We start from the raw sequence: 13,889 nt of genomic DNA, 5'->3' as shown, positions 1-13,889 counted from the left end.
GCCTAAGGCATCCGTTGATTGGTTGCCTGCTGTCGCTTCGTGATCACGGCGAGCACGACCAGCAGCAGCCAGCCGGACTCGATCAGGATGCGGCTTTCGGCCAGGCTCTGGGCGATCAGGGCTACCAGGAGCAGCAGCGGGAGCAAGGCGGAGGCCGCGTAGGGTTCCGTGTCGGCGAGGGCGCGCCTGGGCCGGTCGACCGCGAGGAACCAGCAGCGCCACAGCGTGGAGAAAACGGCGGCGGCGAAGATGATCAGCCCGAGGACGCCCAGCTGAAGCCAGACGTCGAGCCAAGCGTTGTGCGCCTGAAGGTAGACGACGCCGCGGCGCACGGCGAGACCCTCGAAGGGTTCGACCCAGGGGGCCCAGTAGCTCACCCACCCCCAGCCGAACACCGGGCGCTCGGCGGCCAGTCCGGCCACGCTGCGCCAGATGTCGAGGCGGCCGGTGAGGTCGGCGGATTTGCCGAGCAGGGCGAGGAGCTGCGGCGTGAGGGCCACCAGGCCGACACCGCCGACGACCACGGATGCCCCGGCCACCAGGTACACCGGCCGGCGCCCCTCGGGGGGTCGGCGGCGGGCCCAGAGGGCGAAGAGCAGCGCTGCGGCGGCGGCGGCGGCGGCAAGCGTCACGGTCGCGGACCGGGTCAGCAGCAGCATGAGCACCCCGAGGCCCAGCCACGCCAGACCCCAGTTGCGGCTCACGGTGCCAGCGGCGAGCTGCACGGCGAAGACGATCACGGCGATCAGCGCCACGAATCCGAGCAGGTTGCGGTTGGCGACGATGCCCTCGATCGGGCCGCCCTGCAACAGGATGCCGCGGGTCCAGTAGTACGACTCCGGCACGTTGCGGGTGCCGTAGTCGACCCAGAAGGGGAGCACGGCCTGCCGCACGAACAGGGCGACGATGAGCTCGAACGCGAGGGACAGGGCGAGGATCCAGCGCAGTGCGGCGGCGAGCGTGCGCAGCAGCTCGGCCCAACTCAGGCACAGGGCGAGGAACAGTGCGGCCAGCGTGGTTGCCCACTGCAGGGTGACTCCGATCAGGGAGGCGCCGAGGTAGAACGACCAGGCCAGCGACAGGGTGGCCAGACCGAGGAAGGCGATGAGCGATTTCGGGAACCGCGACCACATCCAGTCCGGGTTCAATGTGACGAGGGCGACGACGCTGCTCACGACGACGACCAGCGCGATCGCGCCGTAGCCCCACCAGCCGAAAAGGCTGCGCCAGAACTGGCCGGCCAGGACGGAGAAAAAGACGAGCGTCGCGAAGGTGCGAACGACGAATCGGCTCTGGACGGCGGGCATGTGTCTAAGGCTAGAGCGTGCCGGGGCGGTCACCGATCATTTTCTATACCCCCTAGGGTATACTTATCCCGGAGGTTCGAATGAAAACGATCATTGTTGGTGGAGTTGCGGGCGGAATGTCGGCGGCGACGCGGTTGCGTCGGCTGGACGAGACGGCAGACATCATTGTATTTGAACGCGGCCACTATGTCTCGTTCGCAAACTGCGGACTTCCCTACTACGTGGGCGGCGTGATCACGGACCGCAGCGATCTCCTACTCCAGACCCCGGCATCCCTCGAAGCCCGCTTCCGCCTCGACGTGCGCGTCGACCACGAGGTCACGGCGATCGACCGGGAGGCGAAGACGGTCTCCGTGCGCCAAACGCAGACCGGCGCCGAGATCACCGAGACGTACGACCGCCTCATCCTGGCTGCCGGAGCGACGGCCCGAACCGGGATCACCCCGGCCGGCCTCGCCACTCGCACCCTGCGCACGGTCGACGACGTCGACCACATCACCGCTCTGCTGGCCGGCGTCACGGGTCAGGCCTCCGCCGTCGTCATCGGCGCCGGGTTCATCGGCTTGGAGGCCGTCGAAAACCTCGTTCGCCGCGGCGTGCACGTGACCCTGGTCGAGTTCGGCTCCCAGGTCTTCGGGCCCTTCGACGCCGAGATGGCCGCGCCGATCTTCGACGAGCTGCTCTTGCGGGGCGTTGACGTACGCCTGAACACGACCGTCGTCGCCGCCGCCGACGCGGGAGTCAAGCTCAGCGACGGATCCGTCGTTCCGGCCGACCTCGTCATCGACTCCGTCGGCGTGCTCCCCGACACCTCGCTCGCCGCCCGGGCGGGCATCACGATCGGCGCGAGCGGCGGTATCGCCGTCGATGGCAGTCAGCAGACCAACGACCCGTCGATCTACGCGGTCGGCGACGGCGTCGAGAAGATCGACGCCGTCGACGACAGCGGCATCCTGATCACCATGGCCGGCCTCGCAAACCGGCACGGCCGGGCGGCCGCCGACAGCATCGCCGGCGAGCCCGCGTCGGCCTCCCCGGTGCTCGGAACCGCCATCCTCGGCATCTTCGGCCTGACGGCGGCCATGGTCGGCTGGAGCGAGAAGCGTCTCGTGCAGCGCGGCCGCGCGCACCGGGTCGTGCACACCCACCCGGCGTCGCACGCCACCTACTACCCCGGCGCCGAGGGCATGTCGATGAAGCTCCTGGTCGACCCGGCGACGGATGCCATCCTCGGCGCCCAGATCGTCGGCGGCAGCGGCGTCGACAAGCGCATCGACATCTTGGCGACGGCGATGACCGGCGGACTGACGGCATCCGCTCTCACCCGCCTCGAGCTGGCTTACGCGCCGCAGTACGCGTCGGCGAAGGACCCGATCAACCAGCTCGGCTATGTCGCCGACAACCTTGCCGCGGGAACGACGCGTGCGCTGCAGTGGCACGAGCTGGCCGCCGCCCGGGCCGCGGGCGCGGTGCTCGTGGATGTGCGCTCGGCGGCGGAGTTCGCCGCCGGGAACATTCCCGGCGCGATCAACGTTCCGGTGGACGAACTGCGGGACCGCCTGGCCGAGCTGCCCGACGCACCTGTGATCGTGCACTGCCAGGTGGGCCAGCGCGGGCACACGGCCGCACGCATTTTGAGCCAGAACGGGCTGGACGTGCAGAACCTCGACGGCGGCTACCGCACCTGGATCGCCGGCGAAACCGCTCTCGGCCTGATGCCCGTCATCGCCGCCAAGTCTGAAAAGATTCCGGCATGACCGAAATCACCGCTACCGCTGCCGACGTCGCTGCTGCCGACGTCGCTGGGGAACAGAACCAGAAGAAGATCCTCAACCGGTTGCGCCGGGCCCAGGGCCAGCTCGCGGCGGTCATCACCGCCGTCGAGGCCGGCGGCAGCTGCAAGGATGTCGTCACTCAGCTCGCCGCCGTGTCCAGCGCCCTCGACAAGGCCGGTTTCGTCATCGTCTCCACGGCGATGCGCGAGTGCCTCGACAACCCGCAGGGGGAGAACTCCCTCACGGTCGAGGAGCTGGAGAAGCTCTTCCTGACGCTGGCGTAGCCTCCCGACGCGAGTCGGGCCCGCTCGGCGTTGAACCAATTCGACGGAGATTCTCCCGTAAAAGCGCTTTTTCGGGGTTCTGGGGACTGGTTTGGCCAAAATCTCCGTCGAATTCGTTCGGGGCTCGGGGCTCGCGGCTAGGGCGGGCGCGGCCCCTGACTCGCCTAGACGAAGGCCGCCTGGCCGGTGATGCTGCGCCCCACGATCAGGGTGTTCATCTCCCGGGTGCCCTCATAGGAGTAGACGGCCTCGGCGTCGGAGAAGAAGCGCGCCACGTCGTACGAGAGCACGATGCCGTTGCCGCCGAATAGTTCGCGGCACCAGGCGACCGTTTCGCGCATCCGGGCAGTCGTGAAGAGCTTGGCCAGGGCGGCGTGCTCGTCGCGCTGGCTGCCCTCGTCGAGCATCTGCGAGACCCGCACGACCATGCCCAGGCTTGCGGTGATGTTGCCCAGCGACTTCACCAGCAGGTCCTGCACCAGCTGGTGGCCGCCGATCTCCTTGCCGAACTGCGTGCGCTCCTTCGCGTACGCGACGGCCGCCTCGTAGGCGCCGATCGACGTTCCCACGGCCGCCCAGGCCACCTCGGCGCGGGTCAGGCGCAGAACCTTGGCGGTGTCCTTGAACGAGTTCGCGTTCTGCAGCCGGTTCTTTTCGGGCACGACCACGTTCTCGAGCACGATGTCGGCGTTCTGCACCGAGCGCAGGCTGATCTTGCCCTCGATGCGGGTGGCGCTGTAGCCGGGGGTGTCGGTGGTCACGATGAAGCCCTTGACCATGCCGTCGGCGGTGTCTTTCGCCCAGATGATGGTGATGTCGGAGAAGGTGGCGTTGCCGATCCAGCGCTTGGCGCCGTTCAGAAGCCAAGTGTCGCCGGTGCGGGTGGCCGTCGTGCGCAGTCCCTGCGCCGCGTCCGAGCCGGAGAGCGGCTCGGTCAGCCCGAATGCCCCCACGAGCTCCCCGCTCGCCAGGCGCGGCAGCCACTCGTCGCGTTGCTCCGGCGAGCCGGTCGCCGAGATGGTTCCGCAGGCGAGGCCGTTCTGCACCCCGACGAACGTGGCGACGGACGCGTCTACGCGCGCCGTCTCCAGGGCCACGAAGCCGCGGAACACCGCGGAGTTCTGGAAGGGCCGGGTCTCAGGCCAGCCGAAGGAGTAGGCCCCGAGCGCCGCCAGCGGCCGGATGACCTCGGCCGGGAACTCGGCGCGCTCCCAGCATCCGTTCACGATGGGCCGAACGTCGGACTCGAGGTAGGCGCGCAGATTGGCGAGCGCGGTCTTCTCCTGATCGGTCAGCAGATTCTCGTAGCCGTAGAAGTCGCTGGGAAGTAGCTCGAAGGTCATCAGGTGCTCCATTGCAAAGGTGGCGACGGCCGGCGTGCGGCGGTCGGCGGATGTTCGCAGCCTACGGTCGCGGAACCGGCACGCCGCAAGCGGTTGGTAGTTTGGTCTAAACCTAAGAGTGCAGGAGAGCGCCATGTTTGTGGGCATCACCAATACGCCGCGGCACTATGCCTGGGGTTCGACCACCGCCATCGCGGGTCTGCTCGGCTACGATCCGTCGGGCACAGCTGAGGCCGAACTCTGGCTGGGCGCACACCCGGGATCGCCGAGCGTCATCACCGACCCCGAGCAGGTCGGCGGCCACCACACCCTCCTGGACTGGATCCACGCAGCCCCGGAGGAGGCCCTCGGCGCCGCGCTCGCCGCGCCCGCTGCTCCGCGGTTGCCGTATCTCCTGAAGATCCTCGCCGCCGCGGGACCGCTCTCGCTGCAGGCGCACCCGACCGCGGAGCGGGCACGGATCGGCTTCGGCCTGGAGAACGCGGCCGGTATTCCGCAGGATGCGGCGGACCGCAACTACCGCGACCCGTTCCATAAGCCCGAGGTGATTTTCGCCCTGAGCGACACCTTCGAGGCCCTCTGTGGGTTCCGCGAGCTGGTTGAGATCCGCGGCATCCTGGGCGAGCTGCGCGCCCTCGACGTGGCCTCGGACGACCCGCAGCCCGGCGCGCTCGATGCGCTCGAGCGGCACCTGCTCGGCGACGACGCTCTGCGCGACTGCGTCGACTGGTTGTTGCGCGACGGCCGCGGCGGCGATTCCGGCGAGGTGGCCTGGCTGGTCGAGCGGGTGGTTGCCCTCGCCGTCAGCGCGGCCGACCTGGCCGAGAGCGGCGCGATCCTCGACTACCCGCTCGAACTCGCCACCGTGCGGGACCTGGCCCGTGCCTACCCGGGGGATCCCGGCATCGTGATCTCGCTGCTGACGAACCGGGTGTCGCTGCGCCGAGGCGAGGTGCTCTACCTGCCTGCCGGGAACATCCACGCCTACCTGTCCGGCCTCGGTGTGGAGCTGATGGCCGCCTCGGACAACGTGCTGCGCGGCGGGCTGAGCCCCAAGCACATCGACGTCGACGAACTGCTCGAGGTGCTCGAATTCACGCCGCTGCCCGTGCCGTACCTTCCGCCCGTGCTGTCGTCTCCGGGCGTCTCGGAGTACCGACCCGACGTGGACGACTTCGTGCTCGTGCACATCGCGGCGGAAGCCGGGGGTGCGGGCGCGCCTGCGGCTGCGGCTTCTCCTGGGGGTGCTGGTGCTGATGCGGGTGCTCGTGCGGCTGCGGCTTCTCGCGCGGGAGTGCCGATGCGGCAGTTCACGCTGACGGGGCCCGCGATCGCCATCTGCACGGCCGGGGGATTCCTGGTGGCCGGTGCGGGGGCATCTGTCGCCCTCAAGCGCGGCGAGTCCGTCTACATCACGCCCGACGAAGGCACGCTCACGTTCGCCGGCGTCGGCGAGGTCTTCCTGGCCACGACCCCCTAGCCCTGGCTCCCCACCAATTCGACGGAGATTTTGCGCTCGAACCAGCTATTTGCCGGTTTGTGCGCTGTTCGGAGCAAAATCTCCGTCGAATTCGTTCGCGGTCGCCCTTCCGCGCAGCAGCGCGGGGGTGCTGGGGCGGTCTGATCGGGAGCGTCCGGGCGGGAAACGGTGCCCCCCACCCGGTGGGGGCGGCGCGTTATCCCCAAGGTGACGGATGCCGCGGCGCGGGTTCGACTCCGCTGCGAGGCTGCGGGCCATGCGCTCACTCACCAGGGACACCCTCGACCACGGACTCTTCGTCAAACGCGCCGCACTCCGCGCCCGAGGCTGGAGCGATGGGCACCTCCGCGGCGAGGTCAACCGGGGAACGGTCGTGTGGGTGCGCAAGGGCTGGTACTCGGTTCCGTCGGCGCCGCCGTCGGCCGTCGAGGCGTTCCGGATCGGAGGCCGGCTGGCCGGATTGAGCTGCCTGAAGTCCTACGGGATCTGGACCCCAACCACCGGCAGGCTCCACTCAGCGTCCCCAGCGCCGCGCGCGGGTTGCGGCGCCCGACGGACATGCGCGCACGGCTGGATGTGCTCGACGGTGTGCGGTGTCGCGTGACGTGGAGCGACGACGCGATCGACGGACGGGGCGACTGCGTGTGGCGTACCAGCGTGCACGAGGCCCTGGTGCGCATTCTGCACAACCACGACCGGGTCACCGCAATCGTGTGTCTGGATGCCGCGTTGCACAGCGCCCAGGAAAACGGCGTCGGGATTATCCGCGACGACCTGGGCTGGATCTTCGCCCGCGCGCCGCTGCGGGTTCAGTCCTGGCGCGACGAGGTCGACGGACGCGCCGCCGCGGGTGGGGAAACGGAATTCCGACTCAAGGCCCTGGCCGCGGGCATCCCCTTCGTTCCGCAACCGTTCGTCAGCGGGGTCGGGCATCTCGATGGCCAGATCGGGCCGTCGACCTTCGTCGAGATCGATGGGAAGGACTGGCATGACGATCCGATCGCCTTCGAGGTCGACCGGGAACGCGATCTGCTGGTTGCAAGCCAGAACGGGCGCACCCTGAGGTTCAGCTACGCGCTCCTTCGCAAACAGTGGGGGTTGTGTGTGCGGGCGATGGTCACGGCGCTGGAGTACGACTACCTGCGCGAGCCGTCGGCAGCGTTTCCGTTGTTCCACGAGCGGATGCTGCGTGCGCGCCACCGTCTTGGCTAGGGCCCGGGTCGGTTCCCGGCCCCCGCATCAGGTGTCGCCCCTGCGCCGCGGCGAGCACCCGCCCAGCTCGCGGTCGAGCCGCCTGGCGCACCCGCGCGCGTCGCGATCACGGCCCCATCCGTTGCCCGACCCTGCCCGCCCCCGCGTCCGCCACCCTCCGGGAACTCGCGCCGGGCAGCGGCAGGCTGCGCCGGGCGTCCGGGCGACCCGCCCCGACGACCTGCCGCGCTGATCGACCAGCTACAGCCCCGCCACCGAGGCTAGGCTTGCAGAGCGGCAGTGCTTGATTGCCGTCAGATCTTGCGAGGTTCAGATGGCGTGGCTTGTCACCGGAGGTGCCGGATACATCGGTTCCCACATCGTTCGTGCTTTCCTGAAAGAGGGCATCGAGGTGGTCGTCATCGACGACCTCTCCAGCGGGCACGCTGAATTCGTGCCTGCCGACGTGCCGTTTGTGCGCGGCACCCTCCTCGACCGCGAGCTGCTGATGCGCACCTTCGCCGAGCACACCGTGACCGGCGTCGTGCACGTCGCGGGCTACAAGTACGCCGGGGTCTCGGTGCAGCGCCCGCTGCACACCTACGAGCAGAACGTCACGGCCATGGCCACCCTGCTGGCGGTCATGCAGGAGTGCGAGGTCAAACGGATGGTGTTCTCCTCGAGCGCGGCCGTCTACGGCACCCCGCACACCGACCTGGTCACCGAGGAAACCCCGAAGAACCCCGAATCTCCCTACGGTGAGTCCAAACTGATCGGCGAATGGTTGCTGCGCGATCAGGCCGTCGCCGCCGGACTGCGCTACACGGCGCTGCGCTACTTCAACGTGGTCGGGTCCGGAGCGCTCGACCTGCGCGACACCAGCCCGCACAACCTCTTCCCCCTCGTCTTCGACGCGCTGATGGAGGGCCGCATCCCGAGCGTCAACGGCGACGACTACGCCACCGCCGACGGAACGTGCGTGCGGGACTACATCCACGTGGCAGACCTGGCCCTCTCGCACGTGGCCGCGGCCCGGCACCTGGAGGCCGGCGAGCCGGTGCTGCCCGTCTACAACCTCGGCAGCGGCGACGGAGTGTCGGTGGGGCAGATCATGTCCACCGTGGCGGCCGTCACCGGCATCGACTTCGCGCCCGTGATCGGTCCGCGCCGAGCGGGCGACCCCGACCGGATCGTCGCCTCCGGCGAACTCGCGGCCCGCGATCTGGACTGGGCCATGCGCCACAGCCTGGAGGAGATGGTGCAAAGCGCCTGGGAATCGCGGCAGGCGGCATCCGTCTCAGCGTTGTGACCAATCAAATCTCACCGATTTTCGCTCTTGGGCGAGTCGAAACCCTCCAACAAATATTGACGGTTTAGTATCAGCGACTTGACGGCAAGGAATTACACGGCTGTAATTAGGGCTGACGCGTAATTTTGGGCACATTTTGCAGTGGGGTGGATGACGATATGGCGCTATCAGAGTCTCGTGCCGGGGTACCGGAGGACTGGTTCATTGACCCGGTTCGTCTGGGTGTTCCCGGGGTTCGCAAGGAAGCGGGCGACGGCGATCTTCTGTCGTGGCAATCGGACTCGCTCTGCGCGCAGACCGATCCGGAGGCGTTCTTCCCCGAAAAGGGAGGGTCGACCCGCGATGCCAAGAAGATCTGCTCCTCGTGCGAGGTGAAAACCCAGTGCCTGCAGTACGCGCTCGCCAACGACGAGCGGTTCGGAATCTGGGGCGGCCTTTCCGAGCGGGAACGGCGCAAACTGCGCAAGCGGGCCAGCTAGGCCTCAGACGGGCCGTAAAACGACCCACGGCATGCGAATCCGGACCCGACGCCGGCTGCGGCACCGGAGGCGAAGCAGTGTTTTTCAGGCTCGCCCCTCCCATTGCTCCTCATCGGGCCCGAACCAATCTAGGCTGTTCTCCATATGCATGCCAGAGTCACCGCCATCCTCGTTGCCCGTAACGGCGCCAAGCACCTCGACCGCACTCTCGAGGCGCTGAGTCGCCAGACACGTCAACCCGACGTCGTGATCACGGTCGACTGCGGATCGACCGACACTACGGCCGCGCTTCTGGCTGCCTACGCACCGACTCACTTCATCTCAGCGGATGCCGGACTCAGCTTCGGCGAGGCCATCGTCACGGCCGGGAGGGTCATCGCGCCCGCCGAGTCCGATAGCGAAATGCTGTGGCTCCTCGCCCAGGACAGTGCGCCGGAACCCGACGCCCTGACGGCCCTGCTCGGCGAACTGGAGATTGCGCCATCCGTTGCCGTGGCCGGTCCCAAGGTCATGGACTGGGACGCCGGCGACTACATCCACGAATTCGGGCAGTCCCTGACGCCCGGCGGTGCGACCGTCACCCTGGTGGAGAGCGAACTCGACCAGGGCCAGCACGATGGAATGGGCGACGTGCTCGGTGTGAGCGCCGGCGGCATGCTGGTGCGCCACCTCGTCTGGCAGCAGCTCGGCGGCTTCGACCCGGCCCTGCCGTCCGCGGACGACTCCCTCGATTTCTGTGTGCGCGTGCGGATGGCCGGTTACCGCGTCTCCGGCGTCGCCGCGGCTCAGGTGGCCTCAGCCGGAGACGGCGTTGCCGGCACCAGCGGCTCCTCCCGCGGCCGCGCGCGCCGCAAGCGCCTCCGTGCCATGCGCGCCGCGCAGCTGCATCGCCGGCTTGTCTACTCCCCGCGCTGGATGATCCCTCTGCACTGGCTGGCCCTGGTTCCCCTCGCGGTGCTGCGCTCGTTCGGGCAGTTGCTGCAGAAGGAACCCGGGGCGATTCTGGGTGAGTACTCCGCCGCGTTCGCCGCGGCTTTCAGCGGTCTGCGGGTGAGTGCTGCCCGGCGCCGCTTCGGTGCCACCCGCACCCTGGGCTGGGCGTCGATCACCTCGCTGCGCGTGCCCACCGTCGAGGTGCGCCGCCGCCAGGCGCTCCGCCGTGAGGCCAGCCTCACCAGCGTGAACGGCGAGGTGCCCGAAATCCGCTTCATCTCCGGTGGCGGCGCGTGGACCGTGTTGGCCGCCCTGGTGGCCGGCCTCATCGTCCTGGGCCCTCTGATCGGCGCCCGCACCCTCACCGGTGGCGGGCTGCTGCCACTGTCGGACACCCCCGCCGAACTCTGGGGGAGCATCGGCTACGGCTGGCGCGACATCGGCCTGGGCTTTGTCGGCGGCGCCGACCCATTCGCCACGGTGCTGGCGGTGCTGGGCTCGCTCACCTTCTGGGCGCCGTCCTTCTCGCTCGTCCTGCTCCACTTCCTTGCCCTGCCGCTGGCCGCCCTCGGCGCCTGGCTTGCCGCGACCCGCCTCTCCGAGCGCGCGTCCATTCGCGCCATCGCCGCCGTGCTCTGGATGCTGTCGCCCACCTTCCTCAGCGCCCTCGCTGCCGGGCGTCCGGCTGCGATCCTCGTGCACCTGCTGCTGCCGTGGCTGTTCTTCGCCGGGTTCATGGCCGCCCGCTCGTGGTCGGCGTCCGGCTCCGCGGCCCTGCTGTTCGCCGCCATCGTGGCTGCGGCGCCGTCGCTCGCGCCCGCGCTCCTGGTGGTCTGGCTGATCGCCATGCTGCTCAGTGGGCGCAGCGGTATGCGGTTCATCGGCATCCCTCTGGCGGCGCTCGCCCTCGCGGCACCTCTGATCTGGAATCAGGGACTGCGCGGCAACTGGCTGGCCCTGCTGGCGGACCCGGGCCTGCCTCTGCCCGCCCCCGACGTCTCGGTGTGGCAGCTGTTGCTCGGCTTCCCGTCCGGTGAGCTCGGCGGGTGGACCCCGCTGCTCGAGACGCTCGGGCTGCCCGGTGTCGACGCGTCCGTGCTCGTGCCGGTGCTCCTGATCCCGCTGGCCGTACTCGGCGCCCTTGCCCTCTTCCTGCCTGGGGCCCGCGGCGCGAGCTTCGCGCTGCTGACCGCCCTGCTCGGTGCGGGCACGGCCATCGCCGCCAGCCAGCTCTCCCTTTCCTCGGTCGGCGGCCAGCCGGTCGGCATCTGGGCCGGCGCCGGGCTCAGCCTGTACTGGCTCGGACTGGTCGGCGCGGTCGTCTTCGCCCTGCGCGGCCTGCGCCGCTTCGCCATCGCCCCGGCGGTCACCGTGGTCGCCCTGCTCGTGATCGTGGTGGCGCCGCTGGTCGCAGCCCTGCCCCTCGGCACCAGTGTCGTGGCCGAGGGCATCGACCGCACCCAGCCCGCGTTCGTCAGCGCCGAGGCGCAGACGGATGCCCGGGTCGGCACCCTGCAGATCGTGCCGCAACCCGACGGGGGCATCCTCGCGACCATCGTGCGCGGTCCCGGCGCCACCCTGAACACCCAGTCCACCCTCAGCAGCACCGACGTGACCCTCAGCCCGCGGGAGGAGGAGCTGGCCACTTTGGCCGGAAACCTCGCCTCGCGCAGCGGGCTCGACGCCGCGGCCGGCCTGGCCGACTTCGGCATCCGTTTCGTGCTGCTTCGACCGGCCGCCGTCGCACCGGCCGGTCCCGGAAACACGGCGCCGGTCACCCCCGCGGCAGAAGAGACCGCCGGCCGCACCACGACCGCCCTCGACGGCAACGCCGCCCTGGCGCCGGTGGGAGACACGGTCTTCGGCCGGCTCTGGCAGTACGAGGTGACGGATGCCCCGGTCCCCACCGCGGCCAACGGCGCCATCCCGGCCAACGCCGGCGGCACCCTCGGTCTGGTGTTCCTCGTCATCGCCGTGCTTGTGGTCGGGGCCACCGTGCTCCTGTCGATCCCCACCGGCGCGGGGCCGGAGGCGGTGCGTCAGGCCAGCCGGGACGCCATCCGCAACACGGCGAAGGCCCGCACCAGGGAGAACAAGCGTATCGCCAAGGCGGCGGCCCGAAGGAAGCCCGCGCCCGGCTTCCGGCCCTCCACCGAGCGCGCCGTGACGCCCGCGGCGGCGGGCGCCTTCGACACAGCCGCACCGGTCACGTCGACTGAAGCCGTCCCCGGAACGTCACCGGACGTCGGTTCCGGTACCGGACCCGATTCCGGACCTGACACGGAAATCGGCGCCCGTTCGGAGGAGCACGACCATGCCCAGTAAACGCGGAATCGCCCTGCTCGGGGCGCGGGCGGTGGCCGGATTGGTCGGTCTCGGCGTCGTCGTCGCATCCGTCGGCGCGGCAACCCTCGTCACCTGGCCCACGGTTGAGAAGGGGCCGTCGTCCATCATCGTGTCGCCGACTCCGAGCGAGCAGCAACGAGTCTGCCCGGGGCCGCTCCTCGTGCTGGCCGAGGATTCCAGCCAGGCACAGGCAGCCAGTTCCGTCGGAAGCGCTGCAGCCGTTTTCGGCGCCCATGCGGCGTCGGGCGAGCCGGGGTGGATCGAACCGGAGGTTACAGCCATCGCGGCCCCGGACAACGCGAACCCCGAATCGTTCGGCGCACCGCAGTTGCTGCGCGTTCCGACCCCGCCCGGGTCGGGGGCGGCACCGCTGGTCACGGGTAGCCAGTCCCAGATCGCGGGCGGCGAATCGCTCGGTGGCCTGGCCGTCGCGGGCTGCGGGGAGGCGGCCGGTGATAGCTGGCTCGTCGGTGGTTCCACCGACATCGGCCGCACCAGCCTCGTGCTGCTCAGCAACCCCACCACGGTCGTGGCCACCGTCGACCTGGCCGTGTTCGGCGAGACCGGTCAGGTGGATGCCCCCGGCTCCACCGGAATCCTCGTGCAGCCGGGCACCCAGCGGGTCGTTTCCCTCGCCGGACTGGCCCCCAACCTCCGCTCACCCGTGCTGCACGTGCAATCCAAGGGCGGCCAGGTGGCGGCCACGCTGCAGCAGAGCATCGTGCGCGGGCTGGAACCCGGCGGCGTCGACCTCCTCGGTCCCTCAAACGGCCCCGCCGAAGCCCTGGCGATCGCCGGCGTGATCGTCTCCAACGCGGCCGGATCGGATGCCCCCGACGAGGTCGGCGGCCTTAGTGACGACGTCACCTCGGTGCGGGTGCTTGTTCCCGGAACGGTGGCGGCGACGGTCCAGGTCGGTGTGACCGGTGCGACCGGCCAGGCGGCCGGGGCCTCGGTCCAGGTCGACATCCAGCCGGGGGTTGCCACCGAGGTGCCCCTGACCGGGCTCGTTCCCGGTACCTACTCGCTGGAACTGACCGCCAGCGAGCCGATCGTGGCCGCGGCGCAGAGTTCCGCGGCGGGTTCCGCAGGCCGCGACTTCGCCTGGTTCGCGTCGTCCGACGCCCTCGCCGACGAGTTCCTGGTGGCCGCCGCCGACGGCCCGTCCCCGCAACTCAACCTGGTCAACATGGGCACCGTCGACGCCACCTACACGGCCACCCCCGACAATGGCACATCCAGCACAGTGGCGGTGCCGGCCGGCGGCTCGGCCACGATGCCGTTGGAGCAGTCGCAGCGCTACCTCGTGTCCGGCGGCACCTCGACCGTGGCTTCGGTGGCCTACGCGGGCGACGGGCTGCTCGCGGCATTCCCGCTGAGCCAGGCCGGGCCGCTGGCGGCCCCGATCCGGGTCTACCCCCGCTAACCGTCTTCCAACCTCT

Annotated in this window: 11 protein-coding genes; 9 read left to right on the top strand and 2 right to left on the bottom strand. The window is 69.8% G+C overall.

Going from position 1 to position 13,889, the window contains the following annotated elements; genetic code table 11:
• Positions 1-2: 2 nt before the first annotated feature.
• Complete coding sequence (locus tag E3N86_RS11745; RefSeq protein WP_134511997.1) at positions 3-1,307, bottom strand: O-antigen ligase; 1,305 nt, start codon at positions 1,305-1,307, stop codon at positions 3-5.
• An 80-nt stretch (positions 1,308-1,387) separates the two neighbouring features.
• Between E3N86_RS11745 and E3N86_RS11740 the strand changes: the two genes are divergently transcribed.
• Positions 1,388-3,064: an FAD-dependent oxidoreductase gene (locus E3N86_RS11740; protein WP_134511996.1), complete on the top strand. Its 1,677-nt coding sequence runs from the start codon at positions 1,388-1,390 to the stop codon at positions 3,062-3,064.
• Positions 3,061-3,366, top strand: a complete 306-nt coding sequence (locus E3N86_RS11735) for a metal-sensitive transcriptional regulator (RefSeq protein ID WP_104100304.1) — start codon at positions 3,061-3,063, stop codon at positions 3,364-3,366. The genes E3N86_RS11740 and E3N86_RS11735 overlap by 4 nt, the downstream gene beginning before the upstream one ends.
• Positions 3,367-3,530: 164 nt before the next feature.
• Here the strand turns inward: E3N86_RS11735 and E3N86_RS11730 are convergent, their stop codons facing one another.
• Positions 3,531-4,709: an acyl-CoA dehydrogenase family protein gene (locus E3N86_RS11730; protein WP_134372213.1), complete on the bottom strand. Its 1,179-nt coding sequence runs from the start codon at positions 4,707-4,709 to the stop codon at positions 3,531-3,533.
• Between the two features lie 133 nt (positions 4,710-4,842).
• Between E3N86_RS11730 and manA the strand changes: the two genes are divergently transcribed.
• The 7 genes from manA to E3N86_RS11695 all read left to right on the top strand — a co-directional run bounded on the left by manA (position 4,843) and on the right by E3N86_RS11695 (position 13,873).
• Positions 4,843-6,189, top strand: a complete 1,347-nt coding sequence (gene manA, locus E3N86_RS11725) for a mannose-6-phosphate isomerase, class I (RefSeq protein WP_134511995.1) — start codon at positions 4,843-4,845, stop codon at positions 6,187-6,189.
• Positions 6,190-6,445: 256 nt separating this feature from the next.
• Positions 6,446-6,793 (top strand): hypothetical protein, encoded by a 348-nt coding sequence (locus E3N86_RS11720; protein WP_134511994.1) that lies wholly within the window; start codon positions 6,446-6,448, stop codon positions 6,791-6,793.
• On the top strand, positions 6,748-7,401 hold the full coding sequence (locus E3N86_RS11715; RefSeq protein WP_166785081.1) for a hypothetical protein: 654 nt from the start codon (positions 6,748-6,750) through the stop codon (positions 7,399-7,401). The genes E3N86_RS11720 and E3N86_RS11715 overlap by 46 nt, the downstream gene beginning before the upstream one ends.
• 313 nt (positions 7,402-7,714) lie before the next feature.
• Positions 7,715-8,689: a UDP-glucose 4-epimerase GalE gene (gene galE, locus E3N86_RS11710; RefSeq protein WP_134511992.1), complete on the top strand. Its 975-nt coding sequence runs from the start codon at positions 7,715-7,717 to the stop codon at positions 8,687-8,689.
• 158 nt (positions 8,690-8,847) lie between these two features.
• Positions 8,848-9,168, top strand: a complete 321-nt coding sequence (locus E3N86_RS11705) for a WhiB family transcriptional regulator (RefSeq protein ID WP_104100299.1) — start codon at positions 8,848-8,850, stop codon at positions 9,166-9,168.
• Between the two features lie 144 nt (positions 9,169-9,312).
• Entirely contained in the window at positions 9,313-12,426 is a 3,114-nt protein-coding gene (locus E3N86_RS11700; protein ID WP_134511991.1) for a glycosyltransferase, read from the top strand.
• On the top strand, positions 12,416-13,873 hold the full coding sequence (locus E3N86_RS11695; protein WP_134342640.1) for a DUF5719 family protein: 1,458 nt from the start codon (positions 12,416-12,418) through the stop codon (positions 13,871-13,873). Before E3N86_RS11700 ends, E3N86_RS11695 begins: the two co-directional genes overlap by 11 nt.
• Positions 13,874-13,889 lie beyond the last annotated feature (16 nt).

The sequence above is a fragment of the Cryobacterium sp. Hz7 genome (assembly GCF_004402815.1).
Classification (GTDB): domain Bacteria; phylum Actinomycetota; class Actinomycetes; order Actinomycetales; family Microbacteriaceae; genus Cryobacterium; species Cryobacterium sandaracinum.
Note: the sequence above shows the minus strand (reverse complement) of the source record. Positions and strands in the feature narration are given on the sequence as shown.

What these genes read in the sequence shown, in the direction of transcription:
- E3N86_RS11745 (WP_134511997.1), bottom strand. Translation starts at nt 1,307, where the DNA reads ATGCCCGCCGTCCAGAGCCGATTCGTCGTTCGCACCTTCGCGACGCTC.
- E3N86_RS11740 (WP_134511996.1), top strand. Translation starts at nt 1,388, where the DNA reads ATGAAAACGATCATTGTTGGTGGAGTTGCGGGCGGAATGTCGGCGGCG.
- E3N86_RS11735 (WP_104100304.1), top strand. Translation starts at nt 3,061, where the DNA reads ATGACCGAAATCACCGCTACCGCTGCCGACGTCGCTGCTGCCGACGTC.
- E3N86_RS11730 (WP_134372213.1), bottom strand. Translation starts at nt 4,709, where the DNA reads ATGACCTTCGAGCTACTTCCCAGCGACTTCTACGGCTACGAGAATCTG.
- manA (WP_134511995.1), top strand. Translation starts at nt 4,843, where the DNA reads ATGTTTGTGGGCATCACCAATACGCCGCGGCACTATGCCTGGGGTTCG.
- E3N86_RS11720 (WP_134511994.1), top strand. Translation starts at nt 6,446, where the DNA reads ATGCGCTCACTCACCAGGGACACCCTCGACCACGGACTCTTCGTCAAA.
- E3N86_RS11715 (WP_166785081.1), top strand. Translation starts at nt 6,748, where the DNA reads ATGCGCGCACGGCTGGATGTGCTCGACGGTGTGCGGTGTCGCGTGACG.
- galE (WP_134511992.1), top strand. Translation starts at nt 7,715, where the DNA reads ATGGCGTGGCTTGTCACCGGAGGTGCCGGATACATCGGTTCCCACATC.
- E3N86_RS11705 (WP_104100299.1), top strand. Translation starts at nt 8,848, where the DNA reads ATGGCGCTATCAGAGTCTCGTGCCGGGGTACCGGAGGACTGGTTCATT.
- E3N86_RS11700 (WP_134511991.1), top strand. Translation starts at nt 9,313, where the DNA reads ATGCATGCCAGAGTCACCGCCATCCTCGTTGCCCGTAACGGCGCCAAG.
- E3N86_RS11695 (WP_134342640.1), top strand. Translation starts at nt 12,416, where the DNA reads ATGCCCAGTAAACGCGGAATCGCCCTGCTCGGGGCGCGGGCGGTGGCC.